The organism is Methylobacterium hispanicum (assembly GCF_022179285.1).
GTDB classification, from domain to species: Bacteria; Pseudomonadota; Alphaproteobacteria; order Rhizobiales; family Beijerinckiaceae; genus Methylobacterium; species Methylobacterium hispanicum.
In genome coordinates this window covers 162,038-184,783 of sequence record NZ_BPQO01000004.1, presented here as the reverse complement: position 1 = coordinate 184,783, position 22,746 = coordinate 162,038, and the positions used below count along the sequence as shown (strand labels likewise).

The window sequence follows — 22,746 nt, the reverse complement described above, 5'->3', positions numbered from 1 at the left end:
GGCACCTTGTCCGCGAGCGGGACGTTGGGACCGAGCATTCCATACCGTCCGCTCAGTCTGCAAACCACCCGTTGCGGACTCAGCGGATGGACACCAAGCGTCATATTTGGACCTCTTGACCGTCATCTCGCCTCCACAGGCGTGGAGGTCGACCTCTGCGCCACCCCTGCTGAGGTGCGTCTCGGCCAACGGCCGCCCCCTCGTCAGACCGGCAGGCGCCTGTCCCGCATCGCCTGCCGGCAACGCTCCAGGCTCCAGGTCGCGTCGATCAGGGGGCAGAGATAGGCCTTGTGCCCGGACTTCCCGCCGACCGCGTCCATGAAGTGCCGCGCCGCATCCTGATGGTACTGCTCCGGGACGATCAGACAGGACACGTCGGCGGGCTCGAAGCGGAGGTCGCCGACCACACGCCACTCGCGCTCCCACTCCCAGTAATACGTCCCGTGCCGACCAGGCAGGTCCACGTATGGGGTAAGGCGCCAGACGGGTGCCGATGCCGGATCCGGGGTCGACCACGCCGCCTGCATCATGGCTTCCAGCGCCTCCGCGTGGGGCGAGCCGTCGTATGCGTACATGATCGGCCCGCCACCGCGGCTTGCGACGAAGGACTTGCGGAAGGCGATGCCGTTCCAGGCCGAGCGGTCCGACGGCAGCCGTCGCTGAATGATCCTCAACACGAGGTGGACGGGTACCTCGGTGAAGCAGACGGCGCGCTGGGAGGCTGGATCCGGACAACTCTTCCTGGCGGCACCGAAGGGGTTGCGCGCCTCCAGACAGCCGGTGTCGAGAATTGAGAGCAGGTTCTCGTATGACTCGGAAGCGTTCGCGCCACGCGTGATGTGGATCACGTCGGGCGACATGTCCTCCCATTGGGAGTTGGCGCGCCCCAGCATCGTCGTGTTCAAGGATCGGCGTTCCCGGTCGTCGGACGGAGGGGACAGAATAACCGAACAGTCGCCGGACGCATCCACTCGATCCAGGCGATCCACCGACACGGGGCGCGCGACGACGTCGCGAAACTCAGGGCGCCGGCGAGGCCCTGCCGTCGTCACCGCGACGACTTCGCCACTCGGGGCCATGCGTCTCATCCATGATCTCGGCGTAGCGCTCCTCCGCGATCTCGCGATGCAAGACGGTCGGATACAGCCAACCCTCCCGCCCCTGCTCGTCCCGTACCTTCACCCTCGCGGTGCCGACCTTGAGCACTTCGTAGAGCAGGACGTCGCCGGCCTTCAGGCCGCTGTCGTAGAGCGCCACGACCTTCATCGTAGGGCGGAGCTGTTCCAGACGCATCGTCCCAGCGATCCTCTCAGATTTCGCCCTTCTGCCAGTAGTACCTTCTCAGGTAGGGACCGCAGGCCGTGCCATTGTCGTAATTCGTCGCGTACTCGCTGTATCGCGGGCGGTACCGAAAGCCGCAGTAGCGGTACATATGCCCCGTACCGATGATCAGCCGGCAGCCGTAGGCCATGTCCTGGTCCTCGGCCTTCCCGCTCACGAGCCGGCCGTTCGCCTTCGCGGCGAGGCACGTCGCGCGACCGTAGCGGTCCGCGATCCCGTCGGCCTTGGCTTCGGCGGCGAAGGGGCCGATCGCAACGCCGGTCGCGCCCTGCAGGGCTACGAACGGATTGAAGCTCGTGATCCTGGCGACGAAATTGCCGACTGCGCCGCTGCCGCCCTCGATCAGAAGAACGAATGCGATGGTGCCCACGTAGCCGATGGCCTTCGTCCTTCGCGGCGGCATGCCCTGGGCGGCGAAGACCCGGCACGTCAGGCGCAGCGCGAAGAGCAGTCCCGCCAACGCCAGCAGCGGGAGGATCTCGGCCTTGTTCTCCATGAACTGGGTGAAGCCGTACAAGGCGCAGCACGCGACCGTGATCAACACGGCCATTCCGATGATGCCCGACGGAGCGAACCCGGACAGGACGGATGCGACGCCCACAGGCGCCGCGTGCAGGCGGTCGAAATCCCTCCGATTCATGGTCCGCCCCCTGATGCCGCTCGCGTCTGTTCCACCCCTTCATAGCCCGCAAGCAGTTTCGACGAGGTTGCGTCGATCCATCGAATCCCGTGCTCGTCGCGCGACTGCTTGCGGACTGGCGGTCGCTCAGACCCGCCGCACGGGTTGCGATGCGGCCTTGCGGAACGCGTCCGCGAACGCGCCGCCGCGGTCCGCCCCCTGGGCCGGCTTCGACTGCATGTGCTTCGGATCGATGCGGCCGACGCCTGGGCGCAGTCCGTTCGCCGGCGCCGTCCTGTCGATCGGATCGTCGAGCCTCATGGAGAGCGAGACGCGCTGCCGTGGCACGTCGACGGCCGTCACGAGAACGCGGACGACGTCGCCGGCCTTCACGACCTCCGACGGCGACGCGATGCGCCGTTTCGACATCGCCGAGACGTGCACGAGGCCGTCCTGGTGCACGCCGATGTCGACGAAGGCTCCGAAGGCGGCGACGTTCGTGACGACGCCCTCGAGCTGCATGCCCGGCCGCAGGTCGGTGATCTTCTCGACCCCCTCCTTGAAGGTCGCCGTCTTGAAGGCTGGGCGCGGATCGCGGCCGGGCTTCTCCAGTTCGGCGATGATGTCGCACACGGTCGGAATGCCGAACCGCGCGTCGGCGAAGCTCGCAGGCGACAGCTTCCTCAGAGCCGCGGCGTCGCCCACTAGGACCTCGATGTCGCTCTTCACTGCCTCCAGGATGCGCCGTACGACGGGGTAGGCCTCCGGGTGGACGCCGGAGCGGTCGAGGGGATCGTCGCCCCCCTGGATGCGCAGGAAGCCCGCGGCGAGCTCGAACGTCTTCGGCCCGAGGCCGGGCACGTCCTTTAGAGCCGAGCGGGTGCGGAACGGGCCGTTCACGTCGCGGTGGGAGACGATGCTGGCGGCGACCGCCTCGCCCAGCCCGGACACCTGGGCGAGGAGCGCGGCCGAGGCGGTGTTCACGTCGACGCCGACCGCGTTCACCGCGTCCTCGACGACCGCCGCGAGCGAGCGGGTCAGCTTGTACTCGCTGACGTCGTGCTGGTACTGGCCCACGCCGATCGCCTTCGGGTCGATCTTCACGAGCTCCGCCAGGGGATCCTGGAGGCGGCGGGCGATGGAGGCGGCCCCGCGGTGGGACACGTCCAGGCCCGGGAGTTCGCGGCTGGCGATCTCCGAGGCCGAGTAGACGGAGGCGCCGGCCTCCGAGACCATGACCTTCGAGATCCTGAGCTCGGGATTGGCCGCGACGATCTCGGCGGCGAGCTTGTCGGTCTCGCGCGAGGCCGTGCCGTTGCCGACGGCGATCAGCTCGACGCGGTGGAGCCGGCAGAGCTGCCCGAGGATCCGGACGGTCTCCTGCCAGCGCCGCTGCGGCTCGTGCGGGAAGGTGGTCGCGACGGCCACCACCTTGCCGGTCCGGTCGACGACCGCGACCTTCACGCCGTTCCGGTAGCCGGGATCGAGCCCCATCGTGGCGCGGCCGCCGGCGGGAGCGGCCAGCAGCAGGTCCTTGAGATTGCCGGCGAAGACCTTCACGGCCTCGTCCTCGGCCTTCTCGAACAGGCGGGTGCGCAGGTCGAGCTTGATCCCGGAGCGGATCCGGGTCCGCCACGCCCAGCGGACGGCGTCGAGCAGCCAGCGGTCGCCGGCGCGGCCCTTAGCGGCGATGCCGTGTCGGCCGCAGACCGCGAGCTCGAAGGGTCCGGGCGCGCCCGGCGCCGAGTCCTCGCCCTCGGCCGCCAGCTCGAGTTCGAGGATCTCCTCCTTCTCCCCTCGGAAGAGGGCCAGGATCCGGTGCGACGGCATCCGATCCAGAGGCTCGTTCCACTCGAAGTAGTCGCTGAACTTGGCCCCGGCAGCCTCCTTGCCCTCGCGGACCCGGGACACCGCCTTGCCCTCGCGCCAGAAATCTTCGCGCAGACGGCCGACGAGGTCCGCGTCCTCGGCGAAGCGCTCGGTGAGAATGGCTTTGGCGCCGTCGAGCGCCTCGTCGACGGAGGCGATGCCCTTCGCCTCGGAGACGAACGCCTGCGCGGCTTGGCGCGGATCGATCTCGGGGCGGCCGAGCAGGCCCTCGGCCAGCGGCCCGAGCCCGGCCTCGCGGGCGGTCTGGGCCTTCGAGCGCCGCTTGGGCTTGTACGGGAGGTACACGTCCTCCAGCCGGGCCTTCGTGTCCGCCGATGCGATCGCGACGGCAAGCTCCGGCGTCATCTTGCCTTGAGAGCGGATGCTCTCGACGACGGCCTCGCGTCGGTCCTGCAGCTCGCGGAGATAGCCGAGACGCTCCTCAAGCCTGCGCAGCTGCGCGTCGTCCAGGGAGCCGGTCGCCTCCTTGCGGTAGCGTGCGATGAACGGGACGGTGGATCCGCCGTCCAGAAGATCGACGGCCGCGGCCACCTGGGCCTCGCGCACGCCGAGTTCCCGGGCGATCAGCTGATTCACGGACTTCATGAAATCTCCGAGAGACGGATGGCGCCGTCGATCGGCGCGGAGGTCGAAAGCGGAACGGATCAGCGCGTGGGCGCCGGTCCGGCCGTCGCGGGATCCGGAAGCATCGCGAGGACGGATTGATGCAGGTCCGAGCGCGACAGCGTTCCGAACATTGCGAGGTGGGCGTCGGTGGCCGGGACGAAGGCTTCGACCGTCATGCCCCAGGCAGGATCGAAGTCGGGCCTCTCCCGATCGACGACGCTCCAGGGCTCGCCCGCGAAGTAGTGGAATCCCGGCTGCACAGGCAGGTCGGCGCCGTCGAGGGCGCACTCCTGCGCGGTCCGCATCTCGTGCCGTCCGGTCCCGAAGAGGTAGGCGCCCCGGCTCGCCACCACGTAGGCCGCGCCGCGTCCCAAGACGTAGAGGATGCCATCGTCGGGCTGGGTGCGCGCGACCTCCTCCGCGACCAAGTCCTCTACGGCACCCCACGTCAGCATTCCGTCCCGGGCGTGGGCGAGGGAGATGGGTTCGGCGGCCGACCGCGCCACCAGCACGGGAGCGCCAGCGTCTGACAGCCGGATCTCGACGCCGTCGAGCGCGGCGAAACTGCCGGGGCCGGGCAGTCGCCCGACGGGGCACTCGGTCAGGAATGCCGCGTCGTGATCCAGGCCCTCGGCCTCGATGCGCACGTGGATGGGCGGCGACAGCGGCGGCAACAGCGCGCTGTCCACGATCCTGCAGGCGACACCTTCTTGACCGATGGAATCGATCACCACGACGGCATGCATGGAAAGGCGCCTCCGAAAGGAACTGCGGCGAGTGAGGTTCGTGCCGTTCCTTCAAAGATCGTCCGATCGACCGCCAATCGCAACCCTTCCCATCGACGATCCCGGCCATGGGTTTACGCTTTCGCCCGACCGTGCTTCCATGACCTCGTTCCTTCAAACGCATGAATGAGCCCAGTACGCTATGACCAGCGCCAACCAGTGGTCTCGGCGCGCCGACCCGACGGTGGGCGAGGAGGCATTCCCCCGTCCGCCGCGGCGTCGATCCTTCCAGGCTCCGCTGATCGAGCTGCTCCGCCCTTTCGGGTACTGGCCTCAACCGCTATCGCTCGAACAGGCCTTCGAGCTCCTGCGCTGGATGGTAGCGACCGGGGCGAGCAAACCCGAATACACCTCTCAGCTGCGGTGGGGCCGCGCGGGCGTCACCGAGCTGCTGTCCTCCTCCAGCGGGCTCAGTTACGACCGGGTAGAGCCGATCACATCCATCGAGGACCTCAGGCGGCGCTTCCACATGGCCATCCTCGCGCGCCCGCAGAGCCGGGGGCAGGAACTCTGGCGGTAGGAGCACGACATCGGTCCAACGTCCGTCGTGACCGTGCCCAGCCCCAGCTTCAAGCCATTCGCAGGGGCCCCCCATCTCGGCTGGCGCTCTGAGCAGGCGATCCACGAGGACCTCAAGCGCATGTTCGAGGGGACCGCGGGCACGCGGATGGCCGTCGACCTCAACAGCGTCCACGAGGACTGCAGAACCCTCCACGGGCTCCGGATCTCCGTCGGTTCAGAGTACGGCTTCGCCATCGCCGTCCGGTACGGCGACACGCACCCGAAGGATTGGGGCAGCTCCTGGGACGTCACGATCGCCCGCACGCGGGAAGGCGAGACCTTCCTCCAGACTCTCGCACGGGCCCGGGACGTGTTCGACTGTTTCGTCCATGGGCAGGCCAACGAACCTGATCTCGGGGACATCCGGAATTACTACAGGCCGGAGCATGTCCGAGACCAAGTCGCATCTCTGCACGGCAGGGCGCCTGCGCCAGACGCCGTCGCCTCGCCCGCTCCACGCTGAGGGGGGCTCGGCATGCTCGGCGCCATCGTCGGCGAGGTGGGCCGATCAACGCACGCTAGGCTCGGCCCTCCCGCGTCGTGGTCCCGCGCCCTGACGAGCCGCAGGACCACGACGTTCTCGGGCTGCAGCGCCGTCGCCGCGAGGACGATGGGCGCCACCGCTACGCCTTGCAGGGCTTCCCGCCCGGCAGAACGACCTCGGCCGCACCGTTGTAGGTCGTCCCTTTCCGGACCGGCCATTCGATCCGGTAGGAGAAACGGCGGCCGTTGAGGGTCGGGAACAGATTGAAGGCCGCGACGTACGAAAGCCCGACCTCAGCTATTAGGTAGCGGGCTTTCGCTTCGGCACTGGCCGGCGGCGCGGGACCGATCGTCGCCTCCTCGGCGAGCTGCGTCGTCCGGTACGCCTTGCTGGAGCAGACCCGCGAGACGAAGGAGCCGCCCGCAGCGTAGACGCCCGCGGCCGTCACGACGATGTCCAGTTCGGGAAGGCTCGTGTCGGCCACGGCGGCGCCGGCGGCGTAGAGCTCGTCCATCGAGGAGATCCCGTCGCGGGAGGCCAGATCCGCAATCGTGCGGGCGGCTCTCGCAACCTTCTGGTTCACCGCGACCGCCCTGGGGATCTCGAAGGAGGCGAGCAGCAGCACGATCATGATCGGGGCGGCGAGGGCGAACTCGACGGCCAAGGCCCCCTCTTCCGCTTTCCGAAATCGGCGCGCAGGAACGCGGAGCATCAGCACCTCCCCTGCGAGTAGGGCTCGGAGCGGAAGACTGCCGTCGAGGTGAGAAGTTGCTTGCCGCCGGGCATGGCGCGAGCGTGTGCGGAAAGCAGGGACGTGAACATGGGGACAGGCAATGCCGCCTGGATCGTGACGACTTGGTCGCCACCCGGACACTGGAAGACGTTGCCGAAGTCGGGATTCCATCTCCGGCCGGCCGCGTCGTAGGGCTGGTTCACGACCCGCGTGTCGAATGTCGTGGAGGCGGTGACCTCGACCTTGAGCTCGTTGCAATCGACGAAAGAGGAGCCTGCGCACATCACGGCCTTGAGGCGATCCTTGGCGGCAACGCCGTTGGCGCCGGCCTGGAAAGCCCCGGTGAACAGAACCCGGTTCGCGCGGTCCGTGGCGGCGTCCAGGGACTGCTGGGTCAGCACCGAGAGGCCGGCCTGAAAAACGACCAGCAGGACCCCGAAGAAGGGAAAGGCCAGGAAGGCGAACTCGACGGCGGTGGCGCCCATCCGGTCGCTGCAGAAGCCGCGCAAGGCGCGCCTGCCTGCGAGGCCACTCATTTCGAGATCCTCAGCTCGCTGATGGCGGACCCTATCGAACGGAAGACGGCCGTCAGGTTGCTGCTATTCTTCACGTCGTAGAACATCGACGGCGACGAAGCGCAGTTCCGCAGCAGGTCGCTCGTCCCCTCGTCCACTTCGACTCTTACGGTGAAGAGCTGGATGCCGGCGTTCTTCATGTTGGTGCAGACCTGCTCCGTGCGGGCGTCCATGGCGGCGGTGCGCCTCGCCTTGTCGTTCGACGTCGTCCCTATGCGGTTGCCCCAGATGAAGCCGATGCCCGAGTAGTAGGATCGGTTGCTGGAGTATGAATAGGCGCTCGAGTTGGCGCCGTCTGTCATCAGGACCACGTACTTCCTGGTCTTCGGATCCGTGTAGGCGATGCCGTCGGCGAACGGCGCACCGGGCGAGACCGCGTGCCATCCCCAGGCGAGCCCCAGGGCGATGTTGGTGTCGCCCTTGATCTTCATGGCCGAGATGGCGTCCAGCACCGTCGACTTGCCGGTGGTCAAGCGGGTCAGGGGCGTCAGCTCGCATCCCGAGTTCGGACCGTAGAGGTATCCCGTGCCGGCCTGACGGTCCGTCGCGCCGACCTTGAACTTGTTCTTGCCGTACTTGTCGATCTGGCCTTGTCTCGTACGGTTGTCGTTGCTCGCAGACCACGTAAAGGACGGATAGTCGTTCATGTAGTCGTTCACGGCATCGTCGTCGTTGTCGCTTTCGTCTGGGGCGAAGAAAGGCACGAACAGTGTGTCGGGTGAAGCGATGGACGGTGCCGTGTCCTGGACGTCGTAGGGGGCGGGCCTGCTCTCTACGCAGCCGGCCCAGGTCCGGTTCATCTTCGAGAGCAGCGTGAACCGGTTGGCGGCCAACGACTTGTCGGCGAAGATCTCCTTGTGGACCGACGACTTGGCGTCGAGGTCCATGAAGCTGCTCCCGGCGTAGGCGCTGCCGATGTTCACCGTCATGGAGAACGGCACCACCGCCATCTTGAGGGAATTGGGCTTTGCCGGATCGACCTCCGCGAACATGCTGTTCACGAGGTCGCTGGCTGCGGCCTTCAGGTTCGCGAGCTTGGCGCCCTCCATGCTCCCCGTGTTGTCGAGGACCAGGGCGATCTCGAGGTTGCCGCTACCGCGGCGCGTCGTGCTCTCCACGTGGAGGGGCAGACTGCGGTAGCCCATGACGCTCGTCAGGCTCGTGGGCGTCGTAGCGGCGAGGGACACCTTGATCTCGTCGCCGTTTCGCGTCGCCGTGACTACCGGATCGACGATCCGCCGGTCGGCGAGCAGCGCCTTGACTTGGCCTTCCGCCTTCGTCTGCAAATCGTTGTCCGAGACGTTCGTCTTCAGCTTCGCCAATGTGAGGGAAGTAGCATCGACCGCATTCTGCGCCTTGGTCCGGGCAGCGACGTTGACGCCGTAGTCGATCCCCATCCCTCCGAGCATGAGCATCGGAAGGAGTGCCACCCCGAAGGTCGCCGCGAAGTTGCCGCTTCCGTCGTGAACGAAGCGGCCGGTCGAACTCGTCGATCGCATCCTGTTCCTTCCAGTGCTGGAGGAACTCTGCAACCTAGACGCTGACCAGAACGTTAATACAACCTGCGGGAATGCTGCCATAAACCGTTTTTCCGGGACGACTCCGTCATCGCACGGCAGGAGGGGCATCCTCCATCGAGGGATCGGTCGCGGAAACCATGCATTCCGCCAACCAGAGGTCGGGGTCTACGACCGAGGCCTTCCCGCCCAGCGCCGCCATTCGGGTCCAGACGTGGCCCAGGGCCGCGGCCCCGTCGTCGCAGGCGTGGATTCCACCGGCTCCTTCGTAGCGCCGCGCCGTCTTTCCCAGCGTCCCGTCCGGCCTGCGCCGCTCCTCCAAAACCCAGACGTCGCCCTCGGCGCCCGCAGGCCGGCGCGCCAGGAGACTACGGACCTTGTCGACCGGGAGGAGCACCGCGAGATCGCGCCGTCCGGAACGGACCCCCTCGAACAAGGCGTCGCACTCGTCAGGCGAGGCCGAGAGCGCGCTGCCTTCCGCGACGGCGAGGGCTTCCACCACCTTCCGGCGCGCCGCGGTCAGGCCGCCTTGGTTCCCGACGACCGTCCTGGCGGCCGCGTGAAGGTCCTCGTTCTCCCGCTTCCACCGCTCGAGAAGCCTGAGCTCGTTGCGCCGCCGCAGCCAGCGGCAGGTCGAGAAGGCGTAGGATGTCACCTCATGAAGCCGGAGTGCCTCCATGGCGGAAGCGCGTTGCGCGGCAGCGGTCTCGGCGCTGACCGGCATTCCAGCCAAGAAGGCGAGAGCCAACGAGAAGGGAAGGATCCGGGATGGGAACATCATGCTGCCGCGAAGGAACGAGTTCGATGGGAGGCTTTGGGATTTCGTCGATGCCGGGCATCCTGCCGTCAGCAGCAACGAGGACGAGAGCGATGACGGACGAGGTCGACCAGCACGTGAAGGAGTCCGCCGATTGGGCCCGGCAGGCGGTCCGGGAGTTCGCCAGCTACGGGACGGTCGACCGCGTGGCGGCGGCGAAGGCCGCGGTCGCCGTCCATCACCAAGCCTCGGGCTTCGAGGGAGACCTCGCGATTCAGGTTTGGCAGCTCCTGCTCTCGATCGACGACCTGCGCTTCCTCGATGGTCAGTCCTGGGACGAGGTCTTCCGCAACCGCGACGCTTCCGCGTATCCGACCGCCGCCCACTTGGTCGGCGGCCTCGCCATGCTGTGCGCCGATTCCGGCATCGATCTCGACAAGCAGCTCCACTCCATCCTGCTGGACCTCGAGTACCTCCGACCCGACCGCGAGTGGCCGGATCTCGCGCCGTCCTGGGGGGCGCGTCCGGCGGCCTGAGGGTCCGCCGCCCGGACCGGGCGCCCCAGGCGCGCATCTCCCCGACATGCCCTAGGCTCCCGGCCCGGGCACGTCCGGGGATGCCGCCCGAGGCACGAGTCTCCCGCCCTCGACGTCGAGGATGCCGGCTGCCAGGGCGGTCGCCGCCTGCGCCAGGGACTTGGGCCACATCGGAAGGTCCGACCCAGGCCGGAAGCGAGTTCCGAGCTTCGAGACGACCTCCACGAGACGGTCGTCCCGAAGCCGGACGCGCCTTGCGATGGCGTCCGGACCTTCGTGGGGCTCGGGGGTGCGCGCATCGGTGCCGGGGCGGCCGCGGAGCCACGCCAGGGCGGTCGCGGCATCCTCCGCATGCGTCTCCGCGGCATCCTCGAACCGCTCCTCCACGAAGGCGGTGCCCGTGACGGTCAGGCCCCAGACGACGGGGTGCATCTCGTCGAGGGCTGGTACCGGCAACGCCCTGTCCCGGCGACCGCCATTGCGATCGCGCCACCAGACGGGCTCGATGAAACCGCCCTTGAAGAGCCGCTCGACCCGGCTGGCGGCGACCCCCTGCGGCTCACCCGTCTTCGGGCTGATCTGCGCAGCGGGATCCCGAAAGAGCGAGCTGGCGATCGGCAATCCGGCGTGCAGCCGGCGCAGAACCCGGACGGCGTCCGGATCCACCAGGAACTCGCGGACCGACGCGTACGAACTCGAGAGGCGGGAAAGCCGCTTGATGGCGGGCTGCAGGACATCGATGTCGGCCGCAATGCGCGCGACCTCTTGGGAGCCCAGAACGGCGAACCGCACGGATGGAGCTTCGGCGTCGGCAGCCTCCCAGCCCCGTGCCTCGAGCGTCATGCGCCACGACTCAGCGTAGGCGCAGGCGGCCAACCCGCCCATCCCCCGGGCGTCGAGTACGAAGCGGACCTCGCCGGGCGACTTCGTCAGCCGTCCGCGCAGACCGAAGGGCGGATCGATCTCCAAGGGGAGGGACGCTTTGTCGGGGCTGATGAAGTGGACGACGCGTGCCACCGACCCGATTGCTTCGATCTCGGACTTCCACCGATCCTTCCAGGCGACGAGATCGCGGTCGCTGGCGATCCGTTCCAGATGGCGGGCGCGCCACGCCGCTCCGATGTTCGAAGTCGAGTGGCGCACCCGCCCCGGCGAGACGGTCTCGGCGTCCCTCCTCAGCACCACGGCGTCGTCCAAGTCCGCGCCGGCGGCGCGCGTTCTGTCGAAGCGGATGGCCAGGACGGCCTGTACGCCGCTCGCGGAGTTGAAGGGCGCCTGCACGAGAGCGAGGCCGTTGCCCCCGAACTCGCGCGCGGCCGCGATCCAGGCATCCCTGGCGTCCGTGCCGGCGAAGGTGTGGATCGAGATCTCGGCAGCCGGGAGCTCGTCGGGGCCGGACACGCAATCCGCCGGCGTCTCCGTGCGGAGATCAGCGAACCGCAAACCGCCCGGCGCTCCCTCGTCGGCGACCAGCGGCCAGAGGCCGTGGACGGAGACCGCGGCAAAGGGATCGGGGTCGCCCTGCGGCATCGTGCTGGTCACGGGACCTACGGCCTTTCCGAGCTGGGAGACGGCACGAGCGCCGAAGGCGTGATCGTACCGTCGAGGGAGTAGCGCGCGACGAGCGCCGCCGGATCGATTTCGGGCCGGTCCGCTGCCGGCTCCGGCAGAAGGGCGACGTCGAGGATGCGGGGCACGAGCACGGGTCTCGGCCCCAGATCGAGATGCCCGAAACCAGGGTCGTCGTGCGGGTCGGCTCGCGTGAGATACATCCGGATGCGCCCGCTCCTGCCGCGGATCAGCGGATGGGCATGAAACCAATCGTGGTGTTCGGACCGGATCCAGCCGACGACCTCGCCTCGCGGCCCATCCAGCAGACGGTCGAGCGTACCCGTCAATTCGTCGAGCTGCGTGCCCGGCCGTACGATGCCCTCGTCGTCTCCGATCTCGCGTTCGAGGTTCTGCGCGCTCGTCAGGATGCGGAGCATTCCGTCGAAGACTTCGGCCCCTGGGGGAATGTCGAGATACTCCGCGTCGAACGTGGTGCCCTCCCCGAAACCAAGGGGCACGCCGCCCTCGGCGATGTCGGCGCGGTAGCGCGCATCGGACAGCAGTTGCTCGAGGGCCGCCTGCCGTCCGTCGTCGAGATCGGCCTTCAGCCGGGCGACTACGCACCACTGCCAGTCGGTGGACATGTTTCACCTATCCCGCGTGCAGAAACCGGACCCGGCCGGCCCGGGGGAGCTCCATCAGCGAACCTCCCAAACCACCGTAACGCGCGACGAAACCTCAAGCCCCCCGCCGTGGGAGCGAGAGGAAGACGCCGCGCGTATCGTCCGGACCGCTCCAGTCTCGCCGGCGGCATCGCCCTCGCGGATCTGGACGAGGCGACCGAGCTTCGCGCCGAGAGCGTGGGCGAACGTCGCCGCCTTCACGAGCGCATCGTCGACGGCCGCTTTGCGCGCCGTGGCGCGGGCTTCGTCGGATACCTTGAAGTCCGGACCTGAAACCTCGGTCGCACCCGCATCGACGGCGCGTCCGGCGATATCGCCGAGGTGGGCGAAGTTTCCGTCCTTGAGGCTGCCGATCTCGACCGTCATTCCGGTGCGCGCGCGATGGCGAGCCCGGGTACGATCGACGACGGCATGAAGCGCGTCCGGCCGGATCGGTTCCAGGTGGACCTGCTCGGTCGTGATCTCCCGTGCTTCGAGGCCGACCTCCAGCAGCGCGGCGCGGACCGTCTGCACGGTGGCCGCGTTCCGCGTGACGGCGGCGGTGGCGCTCTCGTCCTCCGAGACGATGCCGAGCCGCAGGGTGGCTGCGTCCGGGGCTGCGCGAACGGCACCCTCCCCCGTCACGACGATCGTGCCGGGCCGCACCTGCGGGGAGGCGGCCGCGGCGGCAGCCCGCCTGATCTCGTCGAGACGATCCGCGAGGGGAGCGAGACCTGGCAGGAGCGGGTCGAAGGCGCGCGGCACCCCGAGCCCGTCGCCCGGGGGGTCGGCCGCCGCCTCCGCCGCGTCCCCGAGGTCGGTATCGACCGTCGCTACGGGGGAGGCATGGAGAATGGCTTCGCCATCGAAGCTCCGGAAGGCGGCGTAGCCCTCCCCTTCGGCCGATCTGCCGAGCGCGCCCGAACACGCGAGACCGATGCAGGGCAGCAGGCTCACAGCGAGCAGGAAGGGAATGACGCGCGGACGCGCAGCGCCTTCGGGTTCGGGTTGCATGGTCGTGGTCCGTCGGTCTGCACGCATGGTCATTCCTTCAAGGCATTGCCCTTCGAGCACCACCCGTCAACGAACTTTCGCTCGAAGGAGCCGCTCACCGCCCTGCCACGGGATGGACGTGCCGTTCCTTCCATGACAAGTCGGAGGCTTCCGATCAGGAGTTCTCGATGCAAGCTCTTCGCGGCAAGGCGCCGAAGTACATCGTCGCCGGCATGGCGGCCCTCATGCTTCTCGGAGCGGCCGCGCCTGCGCTGCACGATCTCGCCTTGAGGGTGTTCCCGTAGCCCTCGCCCCCGGGGCACGTACGCACCCTCGCCGGGTGCCGAGGCGAGATGGGTGCCGCTCGTGGAACGGCGCCGCTTCCCGCGGGACGGAGCCTCGGCCGCCCCCGAAGGAACCGGTCGGAAAAGCGCACCACTGAGCACTACCGGCCTCGATCCGCTCCCAAAGAGGGGGCGGATCCGCAGGTGGCGCTCGACCGCAACGGCGCACCGGCGCACCGTTCTCAGGTACCGATCCCATGGAAGCGGAAGTCGGGCCGAGCGTCGAAATGCATCGCGGACGCCTCCGCATAGGCGAGCATCGGCTCCGAGGAGATGAACCGGCGGCCCAACTCAAGCGCCACCTTGCCCGTGGTGTTCGATCCCGCCATCGGATCGTAGACGGTCTGACCAACGTCCGTGGTGAGCTGGATCACCCGGCGCGGGAGCGCTTCGGGGAAGCGGGCCGGATGAATCGGCACGCCGGCCTCGCGGCAGCGCTTCGCGAAAGTGCTGGCGCCGCTCGCGCCGCCCGCCACCAGCAGGTTGCCGGGGATGGGCCCGTTGTCGTTCCGCTCGAACGCGGTCTCGTTCAGGTCGTAGCCGCTCGGCCGTACCGTCGAGACGCGCCGGCGTTCGGCTGCCAGCCGCGCTTCGCTGCGGTCCGCGTAGTTCTCGCGCGGAAGACGACGCGTATCCCAGCTCGGATTGGCGTCCTTGGAGAACAGGATGACGTGCTCCACGCTGTTGCGCAGCCGGACCCGGCGCTTCACGGCCCATTCGATGTTGGCCAGCTTGGTCGGCGAGTGCCACGGCATGCGCCCGGCCAGATGGAGGCCATGCCGGTCGATCGCATCGATGGTGAACCGTTCGACGTAGGGTGAAAGGCACGGCGCGCCCGGCTGGAAGACGTCCATCAGGTTCACGCACAGCGTGCCTCGTTCCGTCAGGAGCTGCTTCCACATGCCGACGAGGTCGGACATCCAGGCCAGCCAGTCGGGAACGGTGAACTTGCCATAAGCCCGGTTGACCACGGGATAGGGGGGCGAGGTCATGATGAGATCGAGGGAACCCGGCTCGAGGGCCGAAGCCGCCTCCTCTGCGTGCGCCCAAAGAGCAAGGCCGTCGTCCAGGGTGTAGAGCAGCACCACGTTGCCGCGGCGGATGCGGCGCAGCTTCTCCTGGCCGGCATCGGCCAACTCCCAGATGCCGCGCTCGCCCTTGGCGATCAGGCCCTGCGCGACCGCGGTCTGCCGCGCCCAGCGGACCTGCTGCTCGAACAGATTGTAGGTCTGGTCCGCGCAGGCGCGGGTCTCCTTCCGGGCTTCGAGGTCGATGCCGAGCTCGTCCGCGAGCCTGCCGTAGAGGTCCCGCGGGCGAGCCCGCCCGCCTGCATCCTGGATGGCTTCCAGGAGAGGCATCTGCAGCAGATTCTGGATCGACGGCCTGCCCAATCTCTCGTTCGCCTGGGCCCTCGCCGCGGCTTCCGTCTCGACGCCGCGGCGGATCCGGCGCGCGCGGGCGGCGATCGCGCCTGGGGTGTCCGAAAGTGTCTGTCGGATGGTCACGGCTGCCTTCGCATGGTCTCGGCCGACGCTCGGCCATTCCTTCGCAATGTCGGATGCAATCTTTAAGTCCGGCCGAACCGGATGCATAAGATTGCGCCTTTCCATTCCTTTCACCCCGGCGCCGGATGCGCCCCGGGATGCGCCCAAGGCGTCTCCGTGGCCGTGCCCTCGAATCCTGGGCCCCAGACTTCCGGCCCTTCGATCTCGGGCAGCAGGCCCACGCCCGACTGCCAGACGCGGGGAACGGGCACCCCAGGCTCGAAGCGCACGCCGGTGAGACGGTCGGAAGAGTAGGCCCTCGTGTCGATGCCGAGCCTCCACCGCGTCGCGACAGGGCCGGCCTTCGAAGGCGTATGGCCATGCACGACGAGGCGATCGACGTCGTGCCTCTCCTCGAGGAAGGGGCTGCGGATCCAGGTCAGGTCCTGCTCGCTCTGGAAGGCGATACCCAGACCTGGGCGCACCCCTGCGTGCACGTACAGCCGCTCGCCGTCGTCCGCCGCAAGCTGCAGCCCCTCCAGGAAGCGGATGTGGGCCTCCGGAACATGCTGGGCGAGATCGCAACCGTACCCCACCCCGTAGGAGCGCTTGGTCGCCATGCCGCCGTTCATGATCCAGGTGGCGGCCGCATCGGAGTCCGGATCGCGCCATGCGGCGGCGAACAGTGCGTCGTGATTGCCCTTGAGCGGTATCCACGTCTCGCCTGGGCGCGAAGGCCCCCGCATGAGACGCTCCACGACTTCCCGGGACCGCGGGCCTCGGTCGACGTAGTCGCCCAGGAAGACGACCGTGGCCTGATTTCCGTGGGCATCGGCGCCCACCCAATCAAGGAACTCGGCCAGGAGATCGTCCCGTCCGTGGACGTCGCCGCAGCTGTAGACGACCCCCTCTATCCGCAGGGGAGCGAAGCGTCCGACGCCGGGATGCGCATAGGCTTGGGTCATGCTCATGGACCTCCCCTACAAGCGGTCGGGCTTCCCGGGCCGTGCCGCCGCCGGCGTATCGTTGCCGGAAGCGTCGGATGCCCACGCCGCCCTAGTCGAGCGCGACGCGGCCGAAAGCACCGGGGGCCGGTGCCGCCCCTGGGCGGCCGAGGAGCCCTCCGAAGGAATCAAAGATGCCACTGGGAGGCGTGCGGATCAATGTTGACCGAAGGAACTGAACAAAGGAATGAAACGCCCGTCGGGCTTGCTTGGCGCGAGGTTCGGCTCCATGGTCCGGAACCTTGGACCGCAGCTGAGGTGTCAGGTGTCGCCGACAGACGACCGCGATGGTGGCCCGGAGGATACGCATGCACGGATCCTTTCGGGACTGAACGACCAGCAGCAGGCCGTCGTGCTCGCCTGCGAACCGGACGTGGCCGTCGTCGCCGGCGCGGGCTCGGGGAAGACCGAGACGCTCACCCGCCGCATCGCCAGGCTCGTGCTCGACGGGGTCGAGCCCGAACGCATCCTCGCCATCACCTTCACCAACCAAGCCGCGCTGAACATGCGCGACCGCGCCGCCCGCTACGTGCCGGACGCGCGCCGCATCCGTCTGGGCACGTTCCACTCCATCGCCCTCGCGCTGGTGATGAAGAACCGCCACGCCATGCGGCTGCCCGACAAGATCAGCGTTCTCGACACCGAGGACGCCGTCGCCTCCCTGAAGAAGGTGGCGGCCGCCCTGCGCACGAACGAGGAGAACCTCCCGCGCGCCGCGACCATCAACAAGATCCTGAGCTTCGCGCGGAACACGGAGCGGACCATCGAGGACGTCGTCCACAGCCAGTATCCGCAATACGTGCACGCGGTCGAGTTCGTCCAGAAGGTGTCCTCGGCCTACGTCCAGTTCCGCCGCAGGAACGCGCTGTTCGATTTCGACGGCCTGCTCGAGGCTCTTGCGAAGATGCTGGAGCACGAGCGCCTCGGCCCTGCGATCGCGTCCCTGTTCGAGGAGGCGCTGATCGACGAGGCGCAGGATCTCAACGCCCTCCAGATCAGGATCGTGCGCGCGCTCCGGAGCCACGACGTCAGGGTGATGTTCGTGGGCGACCCCTCGCAGTCGATCTACCAGTTCCGCGGCGCCTCTCCCGACATCATGTTCACGCTCATCAAGGAGTGCTCGGCCCAGGTCTATCTGCTGGAGACGAACTACCGCTCGAGCGCCGAGATCCTGGAGGTCGCAAACGCCGTCGAGGAGGCCATGCGCAAGCGCATTCCCCGCGAACTCGTCTCCCACTGCGGAACATCAGGCCTTCTTCCCCGGCTGATCGAGGTCGACGACAAGGCGGCGGAAGCCGTGGCCATCGTGGACGCGATCCTCGACCGCAAGAACGAGGGCATGGAGCTGGAGGAGCAGGCGATCGTCGTCCGCTCCACGGCGAACTTCCGCCACGTCGAGGCCGAGCTGATCGCCCGGAAGGTGCCCTACATGGTGCGGGCGGGCGTGAAGGTAACGGAGGCGGGCGCCGTGCGCGATCTGCTCTGCGTGGCGCGCGCATCCCTCAATCTCGGCAACGAGCCGGCCTGGATGCGCATCCTGCAGCTCGCGCCGCGCGTAGGCGAGCGCAAGGCCGCCAAGATGGTGGAGGCCATCTCTGGGTGCGGGTCGCTTCAGAACGCGATCGGCATCGTCCTCGACGCCGGCCTGAAGAACGAGGCCATCAGGCCGGTGGCGCACGCCCTGCGCCTCGTGGACGACGAGCGCGGCGGGCCGCCCGCGGCGCGCCTGCGGCTGGCGTTGAACGCCCTGGAGCCCCTCATGGAAGCGGAGTACCGGGACGACTGGAAAGCCCGCAAGGCCGACGTCGTGGCGGTGATCGACATCGCCCACCAGCATGCGGATCTCGACTCCTTCGTCAGTTCGTTGACGATCGAGACGTCGATCGAGAAGAAGCGGATGGGCACGGTCGATCCGAACGAGGAGCGCCCTCTGACCCTGACGACCATCCACTCGGCCAAGGGCCTCGAGTGGCAGGCCGTCTACGTTCCGAGCATGATCGAGGGCCACATCCCGACGATGTACGCCCAGGCTCCGGACGACGTCGACGAGGAGTTGCGCGCGTTCTACGTCCTCGTCACGCGGGCGAAGACCCATCTCGAGTTCTTCAAGCCCACGGTCATGCCGGACGGCATGCTCCGCACGGCCTCGCGGTTCGAAGGCGTCATCCGCGATCACTGCGGGCGGGAGCGCGGGGCGCGCGTGCCGCATGGCCGCCGCGGCGGCTTCGGCGTCCGGATCCAACCCGAAGCCGTCGAGCTGTGGTGACGGTCAGCGACATGGGCGGAGCCGACACCACCCTCGACATGCCGCTCGACGACTACCTCGGCGTGGCCTGCGCCCTCCGCTTCGAGGTCGTGCTCCGCCTGCCTTTCGCGAGACTCCAGCGGCTGCACGTGCGCGGCCGACCGGAAAGCCTGGGCGAGATGCAGGAAACGCTCTGCGTCCTGGCCCGCAGGGACGGCTTCCTCCTCGTCCTCGAGAGTTACACCGGATCGTCCGGGATGCCGGTCGTGAACATGGCCGAGCTGTACTACCGGTTCAGGCAGGGGCCGCACCACGAGACGACGGCCGAGTTCGGAGCCCTCAAGATTCGCCTGCCAGAAGAGCTTGAGGAGGACGAGCGAGTCTACCAAGCCGTGGTCGCGGGGTTGGGCGGCAGCGCTCCCCTGGACGACGGCTCCATGTGCGTCTCCGCCATGGAAGATGCGCGCCTCGGCCTGAGGACCATCATGGCGCGCAAGGAAGCCTATGCCCGGCTGCCGGCGGCGCGGCGGGCCCGGATCGGCGAGTTCCTGCCCGAATGGCCGGCCGGCTTCCTGCACACCTACGGATTCACCTTGGCCAGGGTCTGCGAGAGCGAGATAGCCCGCCATCTCGACGCCTCGCGCCGGATGGCCGAGTCGCGGGCCCTGACGGAGGAGCGCCTACGGCTCCTGCCTGCTTGGGTGCACGGCATGCTCGGTTGCGCCGACGAAGCGGACCAGCGCGCGGCCTGAAGGAACCACTCGCCGACAAACAGGGTTAATACATTCCTTCTTCGTTGACAGTCGCCGGGCACCGCACCAAGGTCGTCCCTACCCGTTCCTTCCGGTGGCTGATCCCTTGACGCGAACTTCGGCTGCGCTGACGCTCATCGCCATGCTCTCGGGCGGCACGGCTCTCGCTGCTCCGCCGGCCGATCCGCCGCCGGCGCCCGATCGCGCAAACTGGATCCGGGTGTCCTGCACCCAGTACGGCTCCCTCGTCTACTCGGACGAGAAGTCGGCCGACGACGTCACGGCGAACTCTGACTGGCGCGAGACCGTTTCCCGTTCCTTCCCCAAGGCACTCTGCGTGACGGCCAAGCGCTTCGGCGCGGTCGATCCCAGGTACAAGCCCTTCGGGACGCTGCCCGCGGTCCTGCCGCCGCCCGAGCCGCCACCACCGGAGCCCGTAGCCCCGGCCGCGGCCCCCGCTCCCGCCGCCCGCCCCTCCCATGCCGAGAAGGCACCTGCCTCGCTGCCCCTTCAGGCGCCCGGCAACCCCGGAGCCCCGATCGACGATGCGTCGCTGCGCGCGGCCCTCTCGGCCATCGGAATGAGCCGCGGCAAGCCCGTCCAGAGTGGCCCATCCATCCAGCCGATCCCCGTGGCCGTGCCGCCTTCCGTGGGCGTGCGGCCTTCCGGCGAGCCATCGGCCCCCGTGACGGAGCCGCCGCCGTCCGCCAAGGCCGCGTCCTCTCAACAGATCCCCTTCGACAGGATCGTGTTCGCGGACGGTCAGGATTATGCCACCGGCGGATTCATCGTGTCCGACGAGCTCCCGAGCGAGCGCAAGGGTGCCGGATCCCGCACCGTGCTCGCCGGGATGGTCTTCGCGGAACCGGGACAAGCCTCCGGCTTCGCGGATCCAGGCATGTCGACGGGCGGCGTCATGATCGCCGAGGTCGCACCCGTCGTCCGGATCGACGCGCTCGCGGCTGCTGCGGCCCTGCCGGCGGAGCCGGCCCCGAAGGTCGAGACGGCTCGGTCGGGGAGCGTCATGGTCCAGATCGCCTCATTCGCGGGTTGGGAGCGGACCCGGATGCAAGGCGTCTGGCGTCATCTCTCGATTAAGACGGCGGCCCTGGCCGGGATGGACCCGAAGATCGTGAAGGTCGGCACCTCGCGCGTCTACACGGCGCTGCGCATCGGCCCGTTCGAAGCGCCGGCCGCCAAGGATCTCGCCCGCTCTCTGGGCGAACAGGGCGTCGAAGCACGGATGCTGCCGGCGGGAGTTCCCGCCCTGGTGGCCATGGCCGGGGAAGGGCAGAACTGACCTCTGGTCCTACAAGCGGCCAACAGCGGAGCGGTCCCCGTGTCGGTTAGGGATCAGCCCTCGGCTGAGCCCCGGCCCTTCCCCTGCAAGAGCCGGAACCAGTTCGAGCCCACGGATTTGCACATCAGGCCCCGACGGCAAGTGAGGCGGCGCGAGGGCCGTACTAGCTCGCATGCAGCCTCAGGCCCAGACAGTCGGCACCCAAGGGGTGCCGGCGCCTCGGTCTCGACCACGATCGGGCAGAACGCCAGAGCCCGCGTGGTCTCAGGCGCCAGGGGACCACAGCGTGCCTTGAACCACTGTCGTTCCGGAGCGATCAGAGTGATCGACGACATCCCGGTGCCGAGGATGCGTTGAGCAAGCTTCGCCAGCACATCGAACTCGCGTTCGGGCGGCGTGTCGAGGAGAGCGATCTCGGTCAGCGCTGCCTGGCGAAGCGCCTCGCGCTGATTGTCGACATACGCTGCTCCAACCCCCATTTGGCCTCGCCGAGGCCGGAATGCGATGTTGGCTTTAGTCGAGGGGGCTTAATCGCTCGTAACGCTGCCTGTCTGGATTGCGTGTGCACCACATCTGAGATCATCGCGGGCCGGGGTCTTCCGGCAGTCATCGCAATTGAGAGCATAGCTTGCGTCGTGGGATCTGCTAGACCACACGCAGCACGTCGTGATTGTTCAACCCAACATCCCCCCATGCGCGCGATTACCTATTCCGCTTCGACTGCGCGCAAGGTCTGGTCGAGGTGGGCGGATCTTATGACGAGCTTGCCGCCGATCCCCCGCTGCCGTCGGTCCAAGCCCGTGGGCTCAACCTGCGCTTGGTGTGCATCCTACGACCCGCCCGGCAACGTCTTGGTGGTGGTGAGCGAGGTATCGGACCTCCTCCGGACCCTGCTTCAGGTCGAGAACCACCCCTCCCATGGCCGAGTCGATCGAATCGTAGCTTCAGAGTCCTCCAGGACGGGCTGCTTGGTTGGGGACCGGCGCGTCCCCGCGCTTCCGGACCTCCTCCGCTTTGACGATGGCTTCCCGGCAAGCCGCACCGCTTCGGTTGACGCAGGCACTGTTCCGCGCCTTGAGCCCTTCCCAGAGATCCAGCAGCACCAGCGACTGTTGGTGACAGGCTTGGAACTCCGCGCCTGACCGATCCAAGGGAGCGCATTTCCTTCCGTTTTCCATGGCGGCATAGAAGCAGGCATCCACGTCGCCTGCGAAGCAACCTTCACGCTCGGATCTCGGCGGTGCCGCCTTGGAGGCAGCGGTCTTCACGATGGGAGATCGTAGGCGGATGGCGTCCCTGTCCGTCCTGATCGCGATGTCGATGGCCAGATCCCGGTTCCCGTCGCACCGGACCACGAGCGGCGCTTTTCCGACGACGGTTCCGCGACTCCACATCGATGAGCATTCGAGGCCGGTCACCGCGACGTTCTCGATGACGGCGCGCTGGACGCCGAGTTGTTCGGCCCACCGAAGCCGGATCACGGCCGAGTCTCCGTCGCGCTCGATCGTCCCGATCAAGCCGGTGCCTCCCGCGCGCATGCAGTCCCTCCACTGCCCCAACGTGCCCTGGTCGACCAGATCGGACAGGGTTTGCTCAAGCTGGCTGTCGTCGAGTTCCTTCCGGCCGCCGACGCAGACTTGGTCCCGCATTCGCTGGATCCGCTTCCTGGCGCTCTCCTTTGGATTGAATGCGGCGAAGGCCGCCGATCCGCCACCGTGGTCGCCGTCGGAGGACGGGGTGCCGCACAAGACGCCTCCGAGATCCGAAGCCATCTGCGTAGTCCGAAGGGACTGGTCGATGTTGTGCGCTGCGTGGACGAGGATGTCCCGGCACCGGTCGGCAGCCTCCTGAGCGGACACGCTTCTCAGAGAGAGAATCAACAGTATGCAACCGGCCAGCGTCCGCATCCCAGCCCCCGAACACCTCCGCCAAGGCGGCGGTCGTCAGTGCGGATGCTGCCAAACCCGCGATCGCCCGTCGAGAGGTCCGCGGGGAAGCGCAAAGCCG

21 protein-coding genes and 1 pseudogene are annotated in these 22,746 nt (G+C 68.1%); 6 read left to right on the top strand and 16 right to left on the bottom strand.

The window, feature by feature from the left end; genetic code table 11:
* Positions 1-203 precede the first annotated feature (203 nt).
* From MFF56_RS06415 to MFF56_RS06395, 5 genes are all read right to left on the bottom strand, one after another.
* Complete coding sequence (locus MFF56_RS06415; protein WP_238229778.1) at positions 204-905, bottom strand: hypothetical protein; 702 nt, start codon at positions 903-905, stop codon at positions 204-206.
* Between the two features lie 115 nt (positions 906-1,020).
* The gene (locus MFF56_RS06410; protein ID WP_238229777.1) at positions 1,021-1,293 is read right to left on the bottom strand and encodes a hypothetical protein; all 273 of its coding nucleotides are present in this window, start codon (positions 1,291-1,293) and stop codon (positions 1,021-1,023) included.
* Between the two features lie 16 nt (positions 1,294-1,309).
* Complete coding sequence (locus tag MFF56_RS06405; RefSeq protein WP_238229776.1) at positions 1,310-1,891, bottom strand: hypothetical protein; 582 nt, start codon at positions 1,889-1,891, stop codon at positions 1,310-1,312.
* A 216-nt stretch (positions 1,892-2,107) separates the two neighbouring features.
* The gene (locus tag MFF56_RS06400; RefSeq protein ID WP_238229775.1) at positions 2,108-4,435 is read right to left on the bottom strand and encodes a Tex family protein; all 2,328 of its coding nucleotides are present in this window, start codon (positions 4,433-4,435) and stop codon (positions 2,108-2,110) included.
* A 59-nt stretch (positions 4,436-4,494) separates the two neighbouring features.
* Positions 4,495-5,202: a hypothetical protein gene (locus tag MFF56_RS06395; protein ID WP_238229774.1), complete on the bottom strand. Its 708-nt coding sequence runs from the start codon at positions 5,200-5,202 to the stop codon at positions 4,495-4,497.
* Between the two features lie 181 nt (positions 5,203-5,383).
* Between MFF56_RS06395 and MFF56_RS06390 the strand changes: the two genes are divergently transcribed.
* Entirely contained in the window at positions 5,384-5,761 is a 378-nt protein-coding gene (locus MFF56_RS06390; RefSeq protein ID WP_238229773.1) for a hypothetical protein, read from the top strand.
* Positions 5,762-5,881: 120 nt separating this feature from the next.
* A complete protein-coding gene (locus tag MFF56_RS06385; RefSeq protein ID WP_238229772.1) occupies positions 5,882-6,265 on the top strand; it encodes a hypothetical protein in 384 nt (127 codons plus the stop codon).
* Positions 6,266-6,425: 160 nt separating this feature from the next.
* Here the strand turns inward: MFF56_RS06385 and MFF56_RS06380 are convergent, their stop codons facing one another.
* From MFF56_RS06380 to MFF56_RS06365, 4 genes are all read right to left on the bottom strand, one after another.
* Positions 6,426-6,950: a TadE/TadG family type IV pilus assembly protein gene (locus MFF56_RS06380; protein ID WP_238229771.1), complete on the bottom strand. Its 525-nt coding sequence runs from the start codon at positions 6,948-6,950 to the stop codon at positions 6,426-6,428.
* Positions 6,951-6,997: 47 nt separating this feature from the next.
* Positions 6,998-7,555 (bottom strand): TadE/TadG family type IV pilus assembly protein, encoded by a 558-nt coding sequence (locus MFF56_RS06375; protein ID WP_238229770.1) that lies wholly within the window; start codon positions 7,553-7,555, stop codon positions 6,998-7,000.
* A complete protein-coding gene (locus MFF56_RS06370; protein ID WP_238229769.1) occupies positions 7,552-9,093 on the bottom strand; it encodes a TadE/TadG family type IV pilus assembly protein in 1,542 nt (513 codons plus the stop codon). The genes MFF56_RS06375 and MFF56_RS06370 overlap by 4 nt, the downstream gene beginning before the upstream one ends.
* 106 nt (positions 9,094-9,199) lie before the next feature.
* The gene (locus MFF56_RS06365; protein ID WP_238229768.1) at positions 9,200-9,766 is read right to left on the bottom strand and encodes a hypothetical protein; all 567 of its coding nucleotides are present in this window, start codon (positions 9,764-9,766) and stop codon (positions 9,200-9,202) included.
* A 215-nt stretch (positions 9,767-9,981) separates the two neighbouring features.
* Here MFF56_RS06365 and MFF56_RS06360 point away from each other — a divergent pair, with 215 nt between their 5' ends.
* Complete coding sequence (locus tag MFF56_RS06360; RefSeq protein WP_238229767.1) at positions 9,982-10,404, top strand: hypothetical protein; 423 nt, start codon at positions 9,982-9,984, stop codon at positions 10,402-10,404.
* 51 nt (positions 10,405-10,455) lie between these two features.
* Here the strand turns inward: MFF56_RS06360 and MFF56_RS06355 are convergent, their stop codons facing one another.
* From MFF56_RS06355 to MFF56_RS06335, 5 genes are all read right to left on the bottom strand, one after another.
* A complete protein-coding gene (locus MFF56_RS06355; RefSeq protein WP_238229766.1) occupies positions 10,456-11,946 on the bottom strand; it encodes a hypothetical protein in 1,491 nt (496 codons plus the stop codon).
* A gap of 5 nt (positions 11,947-11,951) precedes the next feature.
* Positions 11,952-12,599 (bottom strand): hypothetical protein, encoded by a 648-nt coding sequence (locus MFF56_RS06350; protein WP_238229765.1) that lies wholly within the window; start codon positions 12,597-12,599, stop codon positions 11,952-11,954.
* A gap of 54 nt (positions 12,600-12,653) precedes the next feature.
* Positions 12,654-13,631, bottom strand: a complete 978-nt coding sequence (locus MFF56_RS06345; protein ID WP_238229764.1) for an SIMPL domain-containing protein — start codon at positions 13,629-13,631, stop codon at positions 12,654-12,656.
* A gap of 505 nt (positions 13,632-14,136) precedes the next feature.
* A complete protein-coding gene (locus MFF56_RS06340) occupies positions 14,137-15,564 on the bottom strand; it encodes a site-specific DNA-methyltransferase (protein WP_238229763.1) in 1,428 nt (475 codons plus the stop codon).
* A 5-nt stretch (positions 15,565-15,569) separates the two neighbouring features.
* A complete protein-coding gene (locus MFF56_RS06335) occupies positions 15,570-16,409 on the bottom strand; it encodes a metallophosphoesterase family protein (protein ID WP_238229762.1) in 840 nt (279 codons plus the stop codon).
* A 298-nt stretch (positions 16,410-16,707) separates the two neighbouring features.
* Between MFF56_RS06335 and MFF56_RS06330 the strand changes: the two genes are divergently transcribed.
* The 3 genes from MFF56_RS06330 to MFF56_RS06320 all read left to right on the top strand — a co-directional run bounded on the left by MFF56_RS06330 (position 16,708) and on the right by MFF56_RS06320 (position 20,739).
* The gene (locus tag MFF56_RS06330; RefSeq protein ID WP_238229761.1) at positions 16,708-18,708 is read left to right on the top strand and encodes an ATP-dependent helicase; all 2,001 of its coding nucleotides are present in this window, start codon (positions 16,708-16,710) and stop codon (positions 18,706-18,708) included.
* Positions 18,705-19,439, top strand: a complete 735-nt coding sequence (locus tag MFF56_RS06325; protein ID WP_238229760.1) for a hypothetical protein — start codon at positions 18,705-18,707, stop codon at positions 19,437-19,439. The genes MFF56_RS06330 and MFF56_RS06325 overlap by 4 nt, the downstream gene beginning before the upstream one ends.
* 106 nt (positions 19,440-19,545) lie before the next feature.
* Entirely contained in the window at positions 19,546-20,739 is a 1,194-nt protein-coding gene (locus MFF56_RS06320; RefSeq protein ID WP_238229759.1) for a hypothetical protein, read from the top strand.
* Between the two features lie 212 nt (positions 20,740-20,951).
* Here MFF56_RS06320 and MFF56_RS06315 read toward each other — a convergent pair.
* Positions 20,952-21,218, bottom strand: a pseudogene (locus tag MFF56_RS06315) (deubiquitinase); the annotation flags it as partial.
* Positions 21,219-21,683: 465 nt separating this feature from the next.
* Complete coding sequence (locus tag MFF56_RS06310; protein WP_238229758.1) at positions 21,684-22,646, bottom strand: hypothetical protein; 963 nt, start codon at positions 22,644-22,646, stop codon at positions 21,684-21,686.
* Positions 22,647-22,746 lie beyond the last annotated feature (100 nt).

What these genes read in the sequence shown, in the direction of transcription:
- MFF56_RS06390 (WP_238229773.1), top strand. Translation starts at nt 5,384, where the DNA reads ATGACCAGCGCCAACCAGTGGTCTCGGCGCGCCGACCCGACGGTGGGC.
- MFF56_RS06410 (WP_238229777.1), bottom strand. Translation starts at nt 1,293, where the DNA reads ATGCGTCTGGAACAGCTCCGCCCTACGATGAAGGTCGTGGCGCTCTAC.
- MFF56_RS06400 (WP_238229775.1), bottom strand. Translation starts at nt 4,435, where the DNA reads ATGAAGTCCGTGAATCAGCTGATCGCCCGGGAACTCGGCGTGCGCGAG.
- MFF56_RS06375 (WP_238229770.1), bottom strand. Translation starts at nt 7,555, where the DNA reads ATGAGTGGCCTCGCAGGCAGGCGCGCCTTGCGCGGCTTCTGCAGCGAC.
- MFF56_RS06310 (WP_238229758.1), bottom strand. Translation starts at nt 22,646, where the DNA reads ATGCGGACGCTGGCCGGTTGCATACTGTTGATTCTCTCTCTGAGAAGC.
- MFF56_RS06350 (WP_238229765.1), bottom strand. Translation starts at nt 12,599, where the DNA reads ATGTCCACCGACTGGCAGTGGTGCGTAGTCGCCCGGCTGAAGGCCGAT.
- MFF56_RS06370 (WP_238229769.1), bottom strand. Translation starts at nt 9,093, where the DNA reads ATGCGATCGACGAGTTCGACCGGCCGCTTCGTTCACGACGGAAGCGGC.
- MFF56_RS06340 (WP_238229763.1), bottom strand. Translation starts at nt 15,564, where the DNA reads ATGGAAAGGCGCAATCTTATGCATCCGGTTCGGCCGGACTTAAAGATT.
- MFF56_RS06395 (WP_238229774.1), bottom strand. Translation starts at nt 5,202, where the DNA reads ATGCATGCCGTCGTGGTGATCGATTCCATCGGTCAAGAAGGTGTCGCC.
- MFF56_RS06360 (WP_238229767.1), top strand. Translation starts at nt 9,982, where the DNA reads ATGACGGACGAGGTCGACCAGCACGTGAAGGAGTCCGCCGATTGGGCC.
- MFF56_RS06345 (WP_238229764.1), bottom strand. Translation starts at nt 13,631, where the DNA reads ATGCAACCCGAACCCGAAGGCGCTGCGCGTCCGCGCGTCATTCCCTTC.
- MFF56_RS06335 (WP_238229762.1), bottom strand. Translation starts at nt 16,409, where the DNA reads ATGAGCATGACCCAAGCCTATGCGCATCCCGGCGTCGGACGCTTCGCT.
- MFF56_RS06405 (WP_238229776.1), bottom strand. Translation starts at nt 1,891, where the DNA reads ATGGCCGTGTTGATCACGGTCGCGTGCTGCGCCTTGTACGGCTTCACC.
- MFF56_RS06385 (WP_238229772.1), top strand. Translation starts at nt 5,882, where the DNA reads ATGTTCGAGGGGACCGCGGGCACGCGGATGGCCGTCGACCTCAACAGC.